This is a genomic window from Pedobacter sp. L105 (assembly GCF_009765875.1).
Classification (GTDB): domain Bacteria; phylum Bacteroidota; class Bacteroidia; order Sphingobacteriales; family Sphingobacteriaceae; genus Pedobacter.
In genome coordinates, this window is sequence record NZ_LMUP01000014.1 from 142,532 (window position 1) to 158,383 (window position 15,852).

At 39.3% G+C, this 15,852-nt stretch carries 13 protein-coding genes and 1 tRNA gene; 3 read left to right on the forward strand and 11 right to left on the reverse strand.

Going from position 1 to position 15,852, the window contains the following annotated elements; genetic code table 11:
* Positions 1-43 precede the first annotated feature (43 nt).
* From GSQ84_RS23655 to GSQ84_RS23670, 4 genes are all read right to left on the reverse strand, one after another.
* A complete protein-coding gene (locus tag GSQ84_RS23655) occupies positions 44-832 on the reverse strand; it encodes an AraC family transcriptional regulator (protein ID WP_158799852.1) in 789 nt (262 codons plus the stop codon).
* Positions 833-861: 29 nt separating this feature from the next.
* Positions 862-1,830, reverse strand: coding sequence for an aldehyde reductase (locus GSQ84_RS23660; RefSeq protein WP_158799853.1), 969 nt, complete (start codon positions 1,828-1,830; stop codon positions 862-864).
* Between the two features lie 367 nt (positions 1,831-2,197).
* On the reverse strand, positions 2,198-3,073 hold the full coding sequence (locus GSQ84_RS23665) for an AraC family transcriptional regulator (RefSeq protein ID WP_158799854.1): 876 nt from the start codon (positions 3,071-3,073) through the stop codon (positions 2,198-2,200).
* 253 nt (positions 3,074-3,326) lie between these two features.
* Positions 3,327-4,517, reverse strand: a complete 1,191-nt coding sequence (locus GSQ84_RS23670) for a 4-hydroxybenzoate 3-monooxygenase (RefSeq protein WP_158799855.1) — start codon at positions 4,515-4,517, stop codon at positions 3,327-3,329.
* 1,203 nt (positions 4,518-5,720) lie between these two features.
* Between GSQ84_RS23670 and GSQ84_RS23675 the strand changes: the two genes are divergently transcribed.
* From GSQ84_RS23675 to GSQ84_RS23685, 3 genes are read left to right on the forward strand one after another with little or no spacing between them, the layout of a single operon-like run.
* Positions 5,721-7,331 (forward strand): ATP-binding protein, encoded by a 1,611-nt coding sequence (locus GSQ84_RS23675; RefSeq protein WP_158799856.1) that lies wholly within the window; start codon positions 5,721-5,723, stop codon positions 7,329-7,331.
* Between the two features lie 9 nt (positions 7,332-7,340).
* The gene (locus GSQ84_RS23680; protein WP_158799857.1) at positions 7,341-7,784 is read left to right on the forward strand and encodes a response regulator; all 444 of its coding nucleotides are present in this window, start codon (positions 7,341-7,343) and stop codon (positions 7,782-7,784) included.
* Positions 7,785-7,793: 9 nt separating this feature from the next.
* Positions 7,794-10,025, forward strand: coding sequence for a PAS domain S-box protein (locus tag GSQ84_RS23685; protein ID WP_158799858.1), 2,232 nt, complete (start codon positions 7,794-7,796; stop codon positions 10,023-10,025).
* Between the two features lie 55 nt (positions 10,026-10,080).
* Here GSQ84_RS23685 and GSQ84_RS23690 read toward each other — a convergent pair whose 3' ends face one another.
* The 7 genes from GSQ84_RS23690 to GSQ84_RS23720 all read right to left on the reverse strand — a co-directional run bounded on the left by GSQ84_RS23690 (position 10,081) and on the right by GSQ84_RS23720 (position 15,731).
* Positions 10,081-10,995, reverse strand: coding sequence for an AraC family transcriptional regulator (locus tag GSQ84_RS23690; RefSeq protein ID WP_158799859.1), 915 nt, complete (start codon positions 10,993-10,995; stop codon positions 10,081-10,083).
* A gap of 67 nt (positions 10,996-11,062) precedes the next feature.
* Positions 11,063-11,866 (reverse strand): SDR family oxidoreductase, encoded by an 804-nt coding sequence (locus GSQ84_RS23695; protein ID WP_158799860.1) that lies wholly within the window; start codon positions 11,864-11,866, stop codon positions 11,063-11,065.
* A 430-nt stretch (positions 11,867-12,296) separates the two neighbouring features.
* Positions 12,297-12,386 (reverse strand) — tRNA-Ser (locus GSQ84_RS23700).
* 117 nt (positions 12,387-12,503) lie between these two features.
* Entirely contained in the window at positions 12,504-13,472 is a 969-nt protein-coding gene (locus GSQ84_RS23705; protein ID WP_158799861.1) for a YihY/virulence factor BrkB family protein, read from the reverse strand.
* A gap of 9 nt (positions 13,473-13,481) precedes the next feature.
* Positions 13,482-13,886 carry a thioesterase family protein gene (locus tag GSQ84_RS23710; protein WP_158799862.1) on the reverse strand — a complete coding sequence of 135 codons (405 nt, stop codon included), beginning with the start codon at positions 13,884-13,886 and terminating at the stop codon, positions 13,482-13,484.
* Position 13,887: 1 nt separating this feature from the next.
* Entirely contained in the window at positions 13,888-14,943 is a 1,056-nt protein-coding gene (mltG, locus tag GSQ84_RS23715) for an endolytic transglycosylase MltG (protein WP_158799863.1), read from the reverse strand.
* Between the two features lie 14 nt (positions 14,944-14,957).
* Entirely contained in the window at positions 14,958-15,731 is a 774-nt protein-coding gene (locus GSQ84_RS23720) for a PASTA domain-containing protein (protein ID WP_158799864.1), read from the reverse strand.
* Positions 15,732-15,852: the final 121 nt, after the last annotated feature.

Here is a 15,852-nt window from a genome sequence, read left to right on the forward strand (position 1 = left end):
GATTGGCGATATCAACAGTAAATTACGGCCAATTGTTTATTATTTATGTTGCAGGTAATTCGCTTGGAGAATGTCCAAATTGCTTTTTAAAGGCAAAAGAAAAATGTGACAAATCCTCGAAGCCCAGGTCAAGATAAATGTCTTTTGGTTTCTGGTTCTGTTGATGAATGAGAAAGTGGGCTTCTTCCAATCGCTTTTTGGTAAGCCAATGGCCAGGGGTATCGTTAAATGTTTGCTGAAAATCACGTTTAAAGGCAGAAAGGCTTCTGCCTGTTAAAAAGGCAAAATGTGCTAAACTTACATTGAACCGAAAGTTCCGGCTCATAAATGCCTTCAGATCTATTTTTTGCGGAGCGCCAAAATTAAAGAACACAGCTGCAAGAGCAGGATCCTTTTGCAGTAAGATCAATAGCAGTTCCTCCCGTTTAAGGTCTGAAAAAGCTTCCTCTATTTGTGCCTCACCCTTATAATAGGGCTCCAGTGACAAGATGAAGCTATTTAACACCTCGTTATTTTCAACGGATAGAATGGAGTCATCCTGCTCAGCGATACCGATTTCGATGGGGTGTTTTGCTAAAAATCTTTTTAAAAAAGCTTCATCAAGGACGATAACGATTTTTTTAAAGTCACCGTCCTCTTGTTGTTTATTGTAACGTAGCAAATGGTTCTTGCGGGCGATGCAGCAATCTCCGGCTTTTAAATGATAATGTTTATCGCCGTTATAATTCTTCATCGAACCTTTTAAAAGGTACATGAAGAAATGCTCTTGTATCACCTGTTCCGGAGATATTCCAGGACCTAAATGGCAGGATTGTAATAAGCTATGCATCATCAATTAAGCTTTGTTTTAAGCAAAAATACTCATTCTGTTAAACTATCCACGCTGGCCAGGATCGCATCTTCTTTACTTCGCGGTTTCCAGCCCAGTAGATCCTGTGCTTTTTGATTGGACATGTTGATATAAACAGAGGGATCAAGCGGTTGCAGGTCAGCAATGTTCGCGGCCTTTTCAGGTCGTTCTTTCCTGATGAGCTGTGCGATATCATAAAGGCTCATCGTACCTGTTGCTGTTGCCAGGAAACGTTCGCCCTTTGCCGCCGGATGTGTCATCGCTGATAGATGAATATCGGCCACATCACGTACATCCACTATACCAAAGGTAAAACCGGGAGTTTCTTTCATCTGGCCATCCAGCAATGCTTTGATCATTCCTATTGAGGTAGAATAATCTTTTCCCAAGGCAGGGCCGAAAACGCCGACTGGATTGACCACCGTTAGTTCCATAGCAGAGCCTCCGCTGCTGATAAAATCCCAGGCAGCCTTTTCCGCTATGGTTTTAGACTTTACATAAGCGTGGTCGGTTAGCTCCGGATCTGTCCAGTCAAGCTCGGTAAAGACATGATTTTTTGGGTCTTTACTATAACCTATTGCTGCAAAGGATGAAGTTAATACCACACGTTTTACACCGGCATCCTGGGCTGCTTTTAGTACCCTCAATGCGCCGTCTCTTGCTGGTATGATGAGTTCGTTTGCATCTTCGGGCTGTGCTGCAGGAAATGGGGAAGCTACATGAAGCACATACGTACAACCCGCTGCTGCTTTGTCCCAATTCTCATCTTTGGTCAGATCTGCTTCCACGAAGGACAAGTTTTCTAAAGAGGTGATTCCTGATTCTTGAAGCAGATCGGTTATTTCATCTTTTCTGCTTAAGGAACGCAGTGTTGTTTTTACTGTATAACCTTCGTTTAGTAATTGGAGGATACAATAAATGCCAATGAATCCTGTACCGCCAGTTACTAATACTGTTTGTTTTTTTGCTAAGCTTTCCATAGTTCAATTTCTTAAGACAAAGATCTTGTAAAAATGAACTCATTAGTTTGTTTAAAAGTCCAAGTTTACTTTGTTTAAAAGGTCATTTTTTTTATGGATTTTGATACTTTAAATATACTTGTCATCTTCAAATAGCAAGTAATCAGGATTAATATGGATATAATTATATGTAATCAGATATCAAGTTTAGTGTGATGAAACCATCATCAGCATATGGCTTACAAACAGTAATGAACCGAGCTGTGCGAGCTCTTGGATGCAAATAAAGGCAATAAGAGCTAATGAAAAATATGCTGATGATAACTTCATAACCGATAATCGCCGCAGGCAGCCAGAAGATATTCAAATGAAGATCATTAGACGGAATTTATAAATGAATAACTGTTTCACCTTTTTTTCTGAATGATCCCGGAGAAACTCCTATCACCTTGCTAAATAAGCGGTTGAAATATTTCGCATCTTCAAAACCCAATGTGTCGGCTATTTCTTTTACCGTAAGATCTGAATGATATAATAACCGCTGCGCTTCCCGCATCAATTCCTGTTGAATATAATAGGTGACCGAAAATCCGGTAACAGATCTAACTGTATCATTTAGGTAGCTTACCGTAATATTCATTTTGGCGGAAAATTCTGACGGTTTTTTCATTGATTTAAAATTACGGCGAAGAAGTTGCTTGAAAGTTTTCGTGATTTCGATGCTTCGGGCGGAATGCCTGATCAGGTTGAATTTTTCCATTGACAGATAGGCTGATGCGATTTGATAAACCAGTGCCGTTACCATGGATTGTGTGATAGTCTGGCGAAATAGCTGTGTCTGGTCATCATAAATTGTGTATAAGTGATAAATGAAAGAGAAAAAGTCTGTAGACTGTTTTGGGGATAAGGGCAGGAGGATTACTTCCGATAGGCACTGGTCAAGTATGTTCTTAAGCTGTTCATCGAGAATAGAAGGATCAAAGGCCACAAACCAGCCCCGCTCCATTCGTGCAGAATTGATCTGATGGATTTGGCCAGGATAGGAAAGAAAAAGAGTTTGGTCAGTTAGCTGAACCTTTTCAAAGTCAATCTCCAATTCCATTTTACCTTTGTCCAATAACACACAATAATAAAAATCATGCCGGTGAGGCTGGGAAATTTCATAAACCTTATTAGATGATTGCTCAGCTGTAAATGGTTTGATATAGACACCAGCAAACCAATCATCCATACGGTGCACCGGTATTTTTCTTTTCTTACTCATTTACTTGGTTTCTATCGTATTTGCAGGCTGTAGCTAAATCATAAAGATCGGCAGAAAAAAACAAAGTTTTATCTGCTAAAAGGTAGGAAGGAGTGGAGAAATCGTCTGAGTTCACAAAATTATTTCCTTTAATTGGTTTTAAAAGTCTTACCTAACCCCTAAGTTAACGATAGTGGCAGGTAAGACTTTTATAAGGACATATGTGGACAATCTTCTGATCATCCCCCCGGCAGTAAGATGAGTGTAGCTACTCCTAGTTTGTTCCTCGTTGATACTCGCTATGCAAACGAGCTGCTGTTGGTGAGTGGAATAAATTATCAAGACGCGCGCGCGCAGTCATTTGACGAAATGTACCATGTTGCGTCGGATCACCTGCGTCATGCATCATATCTGTCATCCAAACACTGAAATCCTGGTAGTTCCAGATGTGAGGAAGGATCGTGTCTGAATAGTTTTCCAGTGCAGCTGTATCCTGGTTTTGCAAAGCGCTCAGGAGTGCCTGTGCTAAAATGTCTATGTCGTAAAGCGCAAGATTCATTCCTTTAGCGCTTGCAGGAGGTACAAGGTGTGCGGCATCACCAGCAAGAAAAAGATTACGGTATTGCATTGGTGAGTAGACTACGCAACGCAGCGGAACGAAGAATTTGTCATGAACCATGGCGTTTTTGATAGTCTCATCATTAAGTCGCAACCGGATTTCATTCCAGAGCCGCTCATCTGACCAATCTTCGGAGCCATCACTTAGTTCACACTGCAGGTAATAACGGCTCCTGTGTGGACCACGTGGAAGCTGTGCAACACAACCGTGATCACTTATACCCATTATCGGGTGTCCGGTAACTGGCGCTTCGACGAGTGCGGCCAGCCACGCATAACCGAATTCATGGCTGTATTTGGTTAGGATGCTATCGGGAATCGACGATCTGCTAACACCTCGGTCACCATCGCATCCTATGATATAATCACAAATAAGTTCGTGTGAGCCACTTGCATTGGAATAGGTAATCTGTGGCCGTTGATTCTCTTCGTTTTGAATGATTACATCAGTGACATCGAAGCGGACATCACCGGCCATCACATCGATGAGTTCCTTTAGAAGGTTGACTATGAGCATCTGTTGGGTACAGAACCGAGCTGGGCTGCCATCTTCTCCTACGATCTCGAAAATGTGACTAGAATCGTTGAGCCGATAGTCAATCGTCTGGGCAACAGGGCCGCTGAGCAACTTCTCTGCCAAACCCCAATGTTCAAACATTTTTACTGCGCGTGCGTCAACAACGCCAGCGCGCTGCCGTGTTTCCGTGTAAGCCCGATCACGCCGTTCCACCACAACGCAAGCCACACCCGATTTTCGCAAGAAAGTTGCCAGCGTAAGTCCTGATACACCGGCGCCAATAATGGCAATTGTAGTCTCTTCAATTGTATTGTTCTGATCTGTTTTCATATTGCTTGATTTTGAATTTGTAGCAATTTGAGATTGCTATTGCTTTATTTTAGCATGTGACAAAGGTCGCCGAACGGAAGACCCGATTGTTTAACAGGTGGCGGTTATACTTGGACGATTCGCTTATTTTTAAAAAACGCCCTTGAAAGCTGTGAAAAAAAATTAGGTTAGATCCATTAATAAGGAAAAATAGGGGAGGTTTCTTGTGGAAAATGGATAATGAAGAGCCAATTGTAGTGGTTAGAGTTTTATCCTTATTCTTTCTAATTAGATTAGGGCTGGACGGAATTTATTGAGGCTAATTATATGGTAAAATATTTAATCAGTCAGTAGGTGATGAATGTCCGGGAGCAGTCTTTGGTATAAAAATTTTCTTTAATAAACTTTGTTTATATGTAGAAATAATTCCCCAATTTTACTCTAATTGGGAGTATTGTTTATTTTCAAATTCCTTTTTTATTGATAATAATGTATTAATTTTATTACACTATTCAAGTATAGCAAAAAACATATGATTACAATTGTACTTTCATCAATAGCTGGAAGCATTATCTTGGCAAGACTACAGAAAAACGGTCATGAATAACTCAAATAGTTAATTTTTGGCACGCTATTTATTAGCCCTCATGAAAATGAGGGCTTTTTTTTGAAGTTAAATTGACACAATATTATAGAGGGATATAAAAAACTCATCTACATTACACGATATATATTTTTCTGTAATTTGTTACTCTTTTGCGAGCACCATGAATTCTTAAGAGGCACAAAGCATTTGCTTACTATCATTATCATGTGTTGTATCGTATAGTTACGATGTGAGGGTAACAATGAGCAACAGTGTTTATGTGTTCGTTCAATTTATATACGCTGTTCGTTTCCAAAAGCAAATCAATCATAAATCTCTATCAATGATAAAAAAGTTCTATGCTATAGCAGATATTAGCCGTAGTATAATCATTAGAGAGAATATAGATTTATTGCAGAAAAAATTGTCTTTTTGTTAATATAGTACGCTGGATGGTAAAATGTCATTGCGAAAATATAGTAATTGTTTATCAGGTTAAACGGTTAATTAAATGATATCTTAGTGCAATGTATCTTTTTAATCGTTACCGTCAAGTGCTTCGCAACTCCTCATTATAATCATATAAGTACCATTAAAGTTCTCAAATTATTCAGATGTATAAAATAAAAAAGAAGGACATGTCTAGTGTACCCACCGAGGAACTTGCTTTTCAACATGAAGAAAAAGAAAATCGGGCAGCTGAATTGATCATTGCCAATAAGGAATTAGCTTTTCAAAATGGAGAGAAAAAAGACAGGGCTGCTGAACTGATTATTGCCAATAAAGAACTGGCCTTTCAGAAAGAGGAGAAAAAGAAGCGTGCTGCTGAGCTGGTCATCGCCAACAGAGAGCTGGCCTTCCAGAACGAGGAGAAAGGAAACCGTGCTGCTGAACTGGTTATCGCCAACAAAGAACTGGCCTTTCAAACTGAAGAAAAAGAAGATAGGGCTGCCGAACTGATTATTGCCAACAAAGAACTGGCCTTCCAAAATGAAGAAAAGGGGAACCGGGCTGCCGAACTGGTCATTGCCAACAAAGAGCTGGCGTTCCAAACTGAGGAGAAAGAAGACAGGGCAGCTGAACTGATCATCGCCAACAAGGAACTTATATTTCAAAACGAAGAAAAAGAGAACAGGGCAGCGGAGCTGGTTATCGCCAACAAAGAACTGGCCTTTCAAAATGAAGAAAAAGAAAATAGGGCTGCTGAGCTGATCATTGCCAATAAAGAACTGGCCTTTCAAAATGAAGAGAAAGAAAACAGGGCTGCGGAACTCATTATTGCCAATAAAGAGCTGGCTTTTCAAAATGAAGAGAAAGAAAACAGGGCCGCGGAACTCATTATTGCCAATAAAGAATTGGCTTTTCAAAACGAAGAAAAGGAAAACAGGGCTGCAGAGCTTATTATTGCCAATAAAGAACTGGCCTTTCAAAATGAAGAAAAGGAAAATAGGGCTGCTGAACTCTTTATTGCTAATGAGCACTTAAAAAAGGCAGAGTATCAAATTGCTGAATTAAACATCGGTTTAGAGCAGAAAATCATAGAACGTACAGCACAGCTGGAAGCTGCCAATAAAGAATTGGAATCTTTTTCTTACTCTGTTTCGCACGATTTAAGAGCTCCTCTTCGCGCTATTAATGGGTTTACTCAAATTCTTGTGGAAGATTATCAGGGTCAGCTGGATCCTGATGCGGTAGATATTCTAAACGAAATTGTGGGCAACTCCAATAGAATGGGACAATTGATAGATAACTTACTGGAATTTTCACGTTTCGGCAAACAGAACCTTTCTATGGTGAATATCAATATCACGGAAATGGTGGAATCTATTGTTGCAGGGCTACAAAAAGAGAACTCCGACAGGCAAGTGAAGATTACCATCCATCCCCTCGAAAATATTACAGGCGATAAAAATATGCTAAAACAGGTTTTCATTAACCTGATTTCAAATGCCTTTAAGTATACCGGCAAAAAAGAAGTAGCCATTATAGAAATCGGATCTTACGAAAAAGATAAACAGTTTGTATACTATGTAAAAGATAATGGAGCAGGTTTTGACATGAAGTATTACGATAAATTATATGGCGTTTTTCAGCGACTCCACAGCTCAAACGAGTTTGAAGGAACAGGGGTTGGCCTGGCTATCATTCAGCGTATCATTAACAAACATAGTGGATTAGCATGGGCAGAGGGTGTTGTGGATCAAGGGGCATGCTTTTATATTTCCTTACCAGCATTGATTAAAATTTAAACAATAAAAATGACCCATACAGATATCCAAATTCTTCTGGTAGAAGACAATAAATCAGACGCGATGCTTACCATTAGGGCATTAAAGAAACATAATCTGGCCAATAACCTAATCCATTTAATCGACGGTGCACAAGCATTGGATTTTATTTTTGGAAAAGGTGAGTTTGATGGAAGGGATATTGAGAATAAACCAAAAGTAATATTCCTGGATATAAAAATGCCAAAAGTAAGCGGATTGGAAGTGCTCCGTATCATTAAAAATGATGAAAGAACTAAACTAATACCCGTGGTGATGATGACTTCATCTAAGCAGGAAAAAGATATCCTGGAAAGTCATCAACTGGGTGCAAATAGTTACGTAGTGAAACCAGTGGGATTTGAAAACTTCTCTAAAACCATTGCTGATCTAGGATTTTACTGGCTGGCAATTAATAATTCACCGGAATTCTAATTTTTAGGGATGAACGCTAAATTAAGAATATTACATCTCGAAGATCTGTTTAGTGATGCCGAATTGGTAAACAGGGCATTGAAAAAAGCAAAGTTCGACTTCGAGAGGCTGGTAGTAGATAACAGGGAAAACTTTATTAAAGCTTTAACTGAATTTGCTCCGGATATCATTCTTTCTGACCATTCTCTACCTTCATTTAATTCCCACGAAGCCCTATCTATTTTTAAGACGATGGGATTAAACATTCCTTTTATTCTGATCACGGCTACAGTTTCGGAAGAGTTTGCTGTTGATGTGATTAAAAGAGGGGCGGAAGATTATATTTTAAAAGACAGACTAGAGAGATTACCCAGCGCTTTAATCAAGGCATTAGAAAAATTTCAACTTTTAAAGGCCCATCAAAGTATCCAGGATGATCTGGTTAAAAACGAAACGCTATTTCGTGCTTTGATAGAAAATAGTGCAGACGCGATTATCGTTATCAATGAAAAGGTAGAATTCATCTATCAAAGTCCGGCCGTTGAAAGGCTGACAGGTTTCAATTTCAACGATTTAGCGGGCAAAAAATTATTTGATTTTGTACATCCTGATGATTTGGAAGATTATCACCTGTTTTTTGAACAGGTATTGCAGTTACCCGGAATTGCGGTCCCCAATAAATTCAGGTTCCTCCAAAAGAACCTGAATTATATTTATACCGACGGAACTATTACCAACCTGTTACACGATAAAAATGTAAATGCCCTGGTGATCAACTACCGGGACAATACAAAAAAGATAAAAGACGAGGAAGAAAAAAAGGCGCTGGAGGTTTTATTGGATAAAGCAACCAGTCTGGCCCGTATTGGGAGTTATGAGATAGATCTGGAAAATGATAAACTTTACTGGTCTGGTATCACCAAACAAATTCATGAAGTGGATGACACTTTTATCCCTACGATTGCATCTGCTATCGATTTTTATAAGGCGGGACTCAATAGAGAAATGATTAGCAATCAGTTGAATATGGCGATTATAAGTGGGAAGACGCTGGATTTGGAACTTCAGATCATTACAGCTAAAGGAAATGAGCGCTGGGTCCGTATCATCAGTGAGCCTGATTTTATCCACGGTAAATGTGTTAAAGTAAGAGGAAGTTTTCAGGATATAGATGTTCGAAAACGAGCTGAACTCGAACTGCTGAAAGTAGCTGAAGAGAAAAATATGATCCTGGAAAGTATAGGTGATGGTTTCTATACCCTTGATGTAAATTGGATGGTTACTTACTGGAATAAAGAAGCGGAGAACATTCTTCAGAAAAAAAGAGAAGAGGTTATTGGCAGGAATATTTGGGATTTATTTCACATGTCGGTAGGCAACCTAAGCTATCTGAATATGCTTAAAGCAGCCAAAGAAAATAAGGTGCAAAACTATGAGTGGTTTATGGAAGGCCTGAATTGCTGGGTTGATATTACTGTCTATCCATCAGCTAAAGGGTTGTCAATTTTCTTTAAAGATATTACAGAACGCAAGTTTGGTGAGATGGAGCGGGCAAAAATGGTGTCTGATATATTAAAACGTAATAATGACCTGGAACAATTTTCATATATCATATCGCATAACCTCAGGGCGCCGGTAGCGAATATTATTGGTCTGACCGAGGAGTTGATTAGAGACCAGGCTGTAAAAGGGGAAGACAGCCTATTAATGGATTACCTGGTGGCCTCGACAAAAAAACTGGATACCGTCATTATCGATTTGAATGCTGTTCTCCAGGTTAAACGGGAAATTATCGATAATAAGGACATCATCATTCTTTCCCGATTGCTCGAAGAGGTTCTAACCTATATACCAAATCTGATCAGAGAGCAGAAAGTTAAGTTCGTCATCGACTTTAGTGCCGGGGACGAACTTTGGACTTTAAAAAGTTTTATGCACAGTATATTTTACAACCTGATTTCAAACAGTATAAAATACCGCCAGCCAGGTGTAAATCCAATCATTGAAATTAAAAGTGAAAGATCAGGAAACAAATTCATTCTGATCTTTATAGACAATGGTATCGGTATTGACCTCGTAAAGAATAAAGGTGAGGTATTTGGATTGTATAAACGATTCCATAGCCATGTTGAAGGGAAAGGTATGGGGTTATTTATGGTAAAAACACAGGTAGAAACACTAGGCGGCACTATATCGGTAGAAAGCAAAGTAAACCATGGAACACAGTTCAGGATAGAATTAAATATGGATCCAACCGTATAACCGGACGTATCAACCATTATAATATTGGAGGCACGCAGGTTACAGGTCCGCTTGATTAATGATTAAAAGTCTGCCTGAATTCGAGGGGAGAAATATTCATTTTTTTTTTAAACAGCTTGTTAAATGATTGCGGATATTCGAACCCTAACTGATAGGCTATTTGGGCAACGGACAAATTGGTTGCGGTAAGGTATTCTTTAGCTTTTTGAATTAACTTCTCGTGAATATGCTGTTGGGCATTTTGTCCGTCAAATGACCGTAACAGATCGCTCAGGTAATGTGGTGACAGATTGAGTTGACTGGCAATAGATTCGACCGTGGGAAGCCCCTTTTTTAAGGATTCTTCCTGATTGAAATACTCATTTAATAACTGGTCCATCCTGGTCAGTACATCGTGATTAACCGCTTTCCGCGTAATAAATTGCCTTTCATAAAAACGGTTACTGTAGCTTAATAACATTTCAATTTGAGAAAGTATAATATCCTGTGTATGCTTATCTATATACTGGTATTCTTCTTCTATTTTTTGGAAGAGCTCCAAAACGTTTTTTTCTTCTTTTTCTGAAAGGTGAAGGGCTTCGTTTACGCTATAGGAAAAGAACCCATAGTCCTTGATCGTTGCAGCAAGCGAATGTTTGTACAGGAAATCCGGATGAACGACCAATACGTAACCTGTTCCGAATTCAGGATTCAATAGATCAGTTTGCGGAATATCAAGCGATTGGAACTGATTAGGCGAAACAAAACTCATTACGCCCTTATTATAATCATAATATTGCTGGCCGTATTTCACTTTCGCCCAGATAGTCTTTTTGGCGGACACACAATAAAAATTAAAGCTGAAATGCTCCCAGATGACATTATCCTTGAACCGCATATCGGCCACGCGAATTACACTTACCAGTGGATGTAATGGCTCCGGTAAATGTAGTAGCTGATGAAATTCTGATATTGAGTTAATGATTCCCATGATAAGTTGGTTTTTACAAATCTACAACAGGCAACAATCTTTTCAGACAGCTGCCTGTTATAATTTTTTATCCAAGAATTTGCTTTCTGATCTCTTTTCTAAATTCTTCGGTACCTACTTCCAAACGGTGTGCATACATTGCTTTTGCATCTTCGCCAGCTACATAACGTACCTGATCCTTGCCGTCTGTTGCTGCTTCGTAAACCACTTCAGCAATTTGCGCCGCAGTTGTGGTTGATTGCCGCATGCCATCCAAAGCAGCGAAAAACTTATCTTGTATTTCATGGTATTCAGGCTTTGTGCTTTTATCAAGTGACCTGCCTGAGAAGTCGGTCTTGAAAACGCCGGGTGCAACCGTTTTGATACCTATATTATGCGTCCCCAATTCAAATGACATGCTTTCTGACCAGCCTTCTAAAGCAAATTTTGTAGCACAATAAATAGAATTCAAGGGAAATGCAGAAAGTCCGCCTATTGATGTTGTACTGATGAACAATCCGCTTTTCTGTTCTCTGAAATGTGGGATAAATGCCTGTGTAACACGTAAAACACCCAGTAGATTGGTGTTGATCTCTTTTAAAATTTGCTCATCGCTGAACGCTTCCATCGCGCCCATCAATCCGTAACCGGCGTTATTGAACACTACATCAATAGGGTGTAAAGAAATAGCTTTCGCCACGGTGTTTTTAATTTGTTCTAAGTTGGTAACATCAAGCGGTAAAAGCGTTACGTTTTCTAATAGGCTAAGCTCCGTTTCCTTTTCAGGATTTCTCATGGTTGCTATCACATTCCATCTTTTCTGCTGAAATAATTTGACAGCAGCTTTTCCCAAACCTGTCGATGTACCGGTAATGAATATGGTTTTTTGCATTGTTATATAGTTAAATTTAAAAAACAAAAGTCAGGCAAAAAATATATCCTCGTGTTTCCAAAATGGATTTAGTTGTTTCCATATCGGGGTAATTTTATTTATCAATTGCCATACTGCTATTATCAGGTGGTTATTGAATTATTTTCAGGTCTATAAAATATGCTAGCTGTTTAGCCCTTTACAATTGAACCAATAATTGCCGCAAGCTGGCCTGGGTCAAAAGACTTTTTATCTCTAACTCAGATTCCAGTTCTTTTCTAGCCTGATTTTGTTAAACCAGACTATTATTGTTTTGGTAGAATAACGCAGGGGCGCTTTAAAATTAATATCATTTGACATTGATTCGATTTCGTGGACGATATGACCTTGTCTAAAACAAAAAATCCCGCTAATCTTTCGATTTGCAGGATTTATGTAGGCTTTGATACCTTGGCGGAGAGTGGGGGATTCGAACCCGCGGACCCTATGACAGGTCAACAGTTTTCAAGACTGCCGCAATCGACCACTCTGCCAACTCTCCGCGACAAAAGTACAAATACTGCCCGGTTCTGCAAACAATGACGTTGATTTTTTAACGTAAAATTGATAACTGGTTAAAACAGAGGTAGAAATATTTTTTAAGAGCCCGTTTAAAGCCTTATAAAGGGCTTTTTTTGAATAAATTGAAAGGCTGTTTGATGATTTTAACACTGCGTTTGGTTAAGTCAATGCTCGCATTCAGCTCAAAGCCGAGTAAAAGTATCAGGGAATTGAGATATAACCAGATCATCATCACGATCAAAGTACCAATCGAGCCATATACTTTATTGTAAGAACCAAAGTGATTGATATAAAAAGAGAATCCCCAGATTGTTAGAAAAGCCAGGATAGTGGCTAGCCAGGAACCAGCGCTGAACAATCGCCACTTTTTGGTATTGGCAGGTCCGTAACGATAGATGATGGAAATAGTAACAAAATAAAGAATACCCAGCAGTGTCCATCTGGATAATTCAATGATATAGATAGTAAAATTCCCGGTAATATGTAGTTGCCGGTTGATGTAATGGATAGCGATTTCACCGGCAGTCATAGCTGCAATAGTGATGATGAGAGAAAAGGCGATTGCAAACGTCAAGATTAATGCCATTAGGCGTTGTTTAAGCCAGCTTCGGGTTTCCATGATGATAGACGACTTATTAAAGGCTTTCATTAGGTTATGCATGCCGTTAGTAGCGAAAAAAACGGAGAGGACAATACCGAAGGAGAGTAATTTCCCATTCTGAATCTTAACGATTTCAAATAAGGTGTTTTCAAAGGCCAGATAAGCCTGGCTGGGCAGGATCAGTTTCAAAAGCACCATGAGTTGATCCTGGAAACCAACACGCTTTGGAATAAAGGGGATCAGGGTAAACAAAACGATAATTCCGGGAAAGATAGCCAGCATGAAATTGTAAGCTAAAGAAGAGGCTTTGTTGACCAGCGAATCTTTAGCAATCTCTTTAAAAAAAAAGGCGCCGATAGTATATAGTGGAAGTGGGCTAAAACCGGGTAATATACAGCCTTTGGTCCATTCTATAAATAAGGCATAGAGGTGTATTTTTAACAGTTGTCGGTGTACCCAAATCATTCATTAAAATTAAAAAAATTGTGCAATCCTTTCCATAAAATAATCTGGCGGAGGGCAAGGACGTTGTTTAGCCATGTCAAAGAATACGAGGGTAGTAGAGCCAATATTGATCAGCTCTTCCGCTTCATTGAATAATTCATAATCAAATAACATACGTATGCCCGGCAGGTCTTTCACAGTAGTTTTAATGGTGATCTCCTGGTCGTAAAAGGCTGGTTTGATGAATTTGCATTTCAGGTCAAGGAGCGGCAGCATAATCCCTGTTTCTTCCATTTTGCCATAATCCATACCCAGGCTGCGCATCATTTCTGTTCTTCCAATCTCATAATAAGTAGCGTAGTTACCATTATAAACGTAACCCATCTTATCTGTCTCACTATATCTTACCCTGATTTTGGTCGTATCTGTGTACATCTTACTTGAAGATTTTTCGTTTGTTTAGCGCAGCCCTGTAAAGGTTAGCATTGATCTCATGCTGCGCTTTAGTCTCAGCAAAAGCATGATAACCAGAGAAATCAGCTTTGGCACACATGTAAATATAATTGTTTTTATCATGGTTGAGCACCGCGTCAATAGCATTGATACTTGGCATCATGATAGGTCCGGGAGGCAATCCCAGGTATTTATAAGTATTGTATTTGGAATCTATGCGTAAGAGGGCATTGGTAACGCGTTTTACACCGAAATCGTTATTAGCAAAAATTACTGTCGGATCGGCTTGTAAAAGAATCCCCCTGTTCAGGCGGTTCAGGTAAAGACCGGCTATGATCGGCATTTCTTTGTCGTACAAGGCTTCTCCATCCACAATAGAAGCCAGAATTGTTACCTGTTGTGGACTCATATTTAATGCTGCTGCTTTTTGTTTGCGTGCTGCGGTCCAGAATTTATCATATTCCTTTTCCATTCTGGTAAAGAATTCCACAGGACTGGTATTCCAATACATATCATAAGTGTTCGGAATAAACATCGTATAGATATTATCTGAAGTAAAGCCATATTTTTGGGCCAATGCTGCTGAATCGATCACCTTTAAAAAGGAAGCTGAATCTGCTTCGAGATTTTTGGCTACATAACCTGCAAAATCTTCTTTTTTCCTGATGTTATGGAATTTAAGTTTCACAGGGTCCTGGTTGCCAGCTTTGATCATGTTGATCAGCGTTCTGTTATTCAGTTTTTTGGTTAACCGGTAACGGCCTGGTTTAAGGTGCTGTGCCAGATCCATCTTTACTGCTGCTTCACTAAAGGTTTCCGCATCAGTTAACAGGTCTTTTCTTTTGATCTCTTTATATAAACTGTCCAAGTTAGAGCCTGTTTTAATATACAGATAGGCGCTATTTCCAGAAACGTTAGGTGCAAAATATATTTTATAGAATTTGGATGCGTAAATACCACCGCCAATTAAAACGATCAGTATAACGGCAAGTATAATTTTAGAAGTATTGTTTTTTTCTTTTGGATTTTCGGTAGTCATAGAAGAGTTGTATGCTAATTTGTTTTCTTATTGGACAAGGTAATGTTTACTGCAGTACCGATCTTAACTTTCGTCAGGGTATCGGAAAGGACAGGACTCTGAGCAGTTATAACGGCATTTGCACTGTCAGTGATATTACCTTCATAAGTTATTGTACCCAACTTCAGGTTTGAACCTCTCAGGGAGAAAGCGGCTTCGCCTTTAGTAAAGCCCAGCAGGGTAGGGATATCTACATCCTCATTTCCTCTTCCGTCGCCCAGCAGCATATCAATCTTTGATCCTTTAGGGATGATATCGCCTGGTTTGATGGCCTGCCCTCCGAAGGAAACATCCAGCACTACATCCCTGCTTACATCAGCTTTGTAAACCGTATCTCCAACTTTCAGGCCAAAACTGCCTATAATAGACTGGGCTTCTATGAATGACTTGAACTTTACATCAGGAAATTTTACATTGGGTGCCTGGGCAGTATTGATGGTCAGATAAATAGTCCGGTTATCTTTTACAAATGTATTGGCCTCTGGATCCTGGTCTATCACTGTACCTTTTGGCATATCCATCATATAAACGGAATCTACCTGATAGCGTAGGCCCATTTCTTCCAGTTTACTCACCGCCTGATCAAAGGATAACCCTTTTACGGCAGGTACATTTAAGCCCTGACCATGTTTGGTGTAATAACGCAGGCTATAAAAGGCAGCTGTAAGGAGAATTACTACGGTAGCGATAGCTGCGAGTAAATTGTTTCTGAAAGACTTGGTTTGTAAATAGGAGACGAATTTGGCCATTTAGTTTTTTAGTGTGCATTATATTTGGTTCAAATTTAGGCTAAAAATATATTTTATGGGAATTTAAATGAGATGTGAATAAAGTATTTAATATTTTTGAGACATTATCCTGGCTGGATTT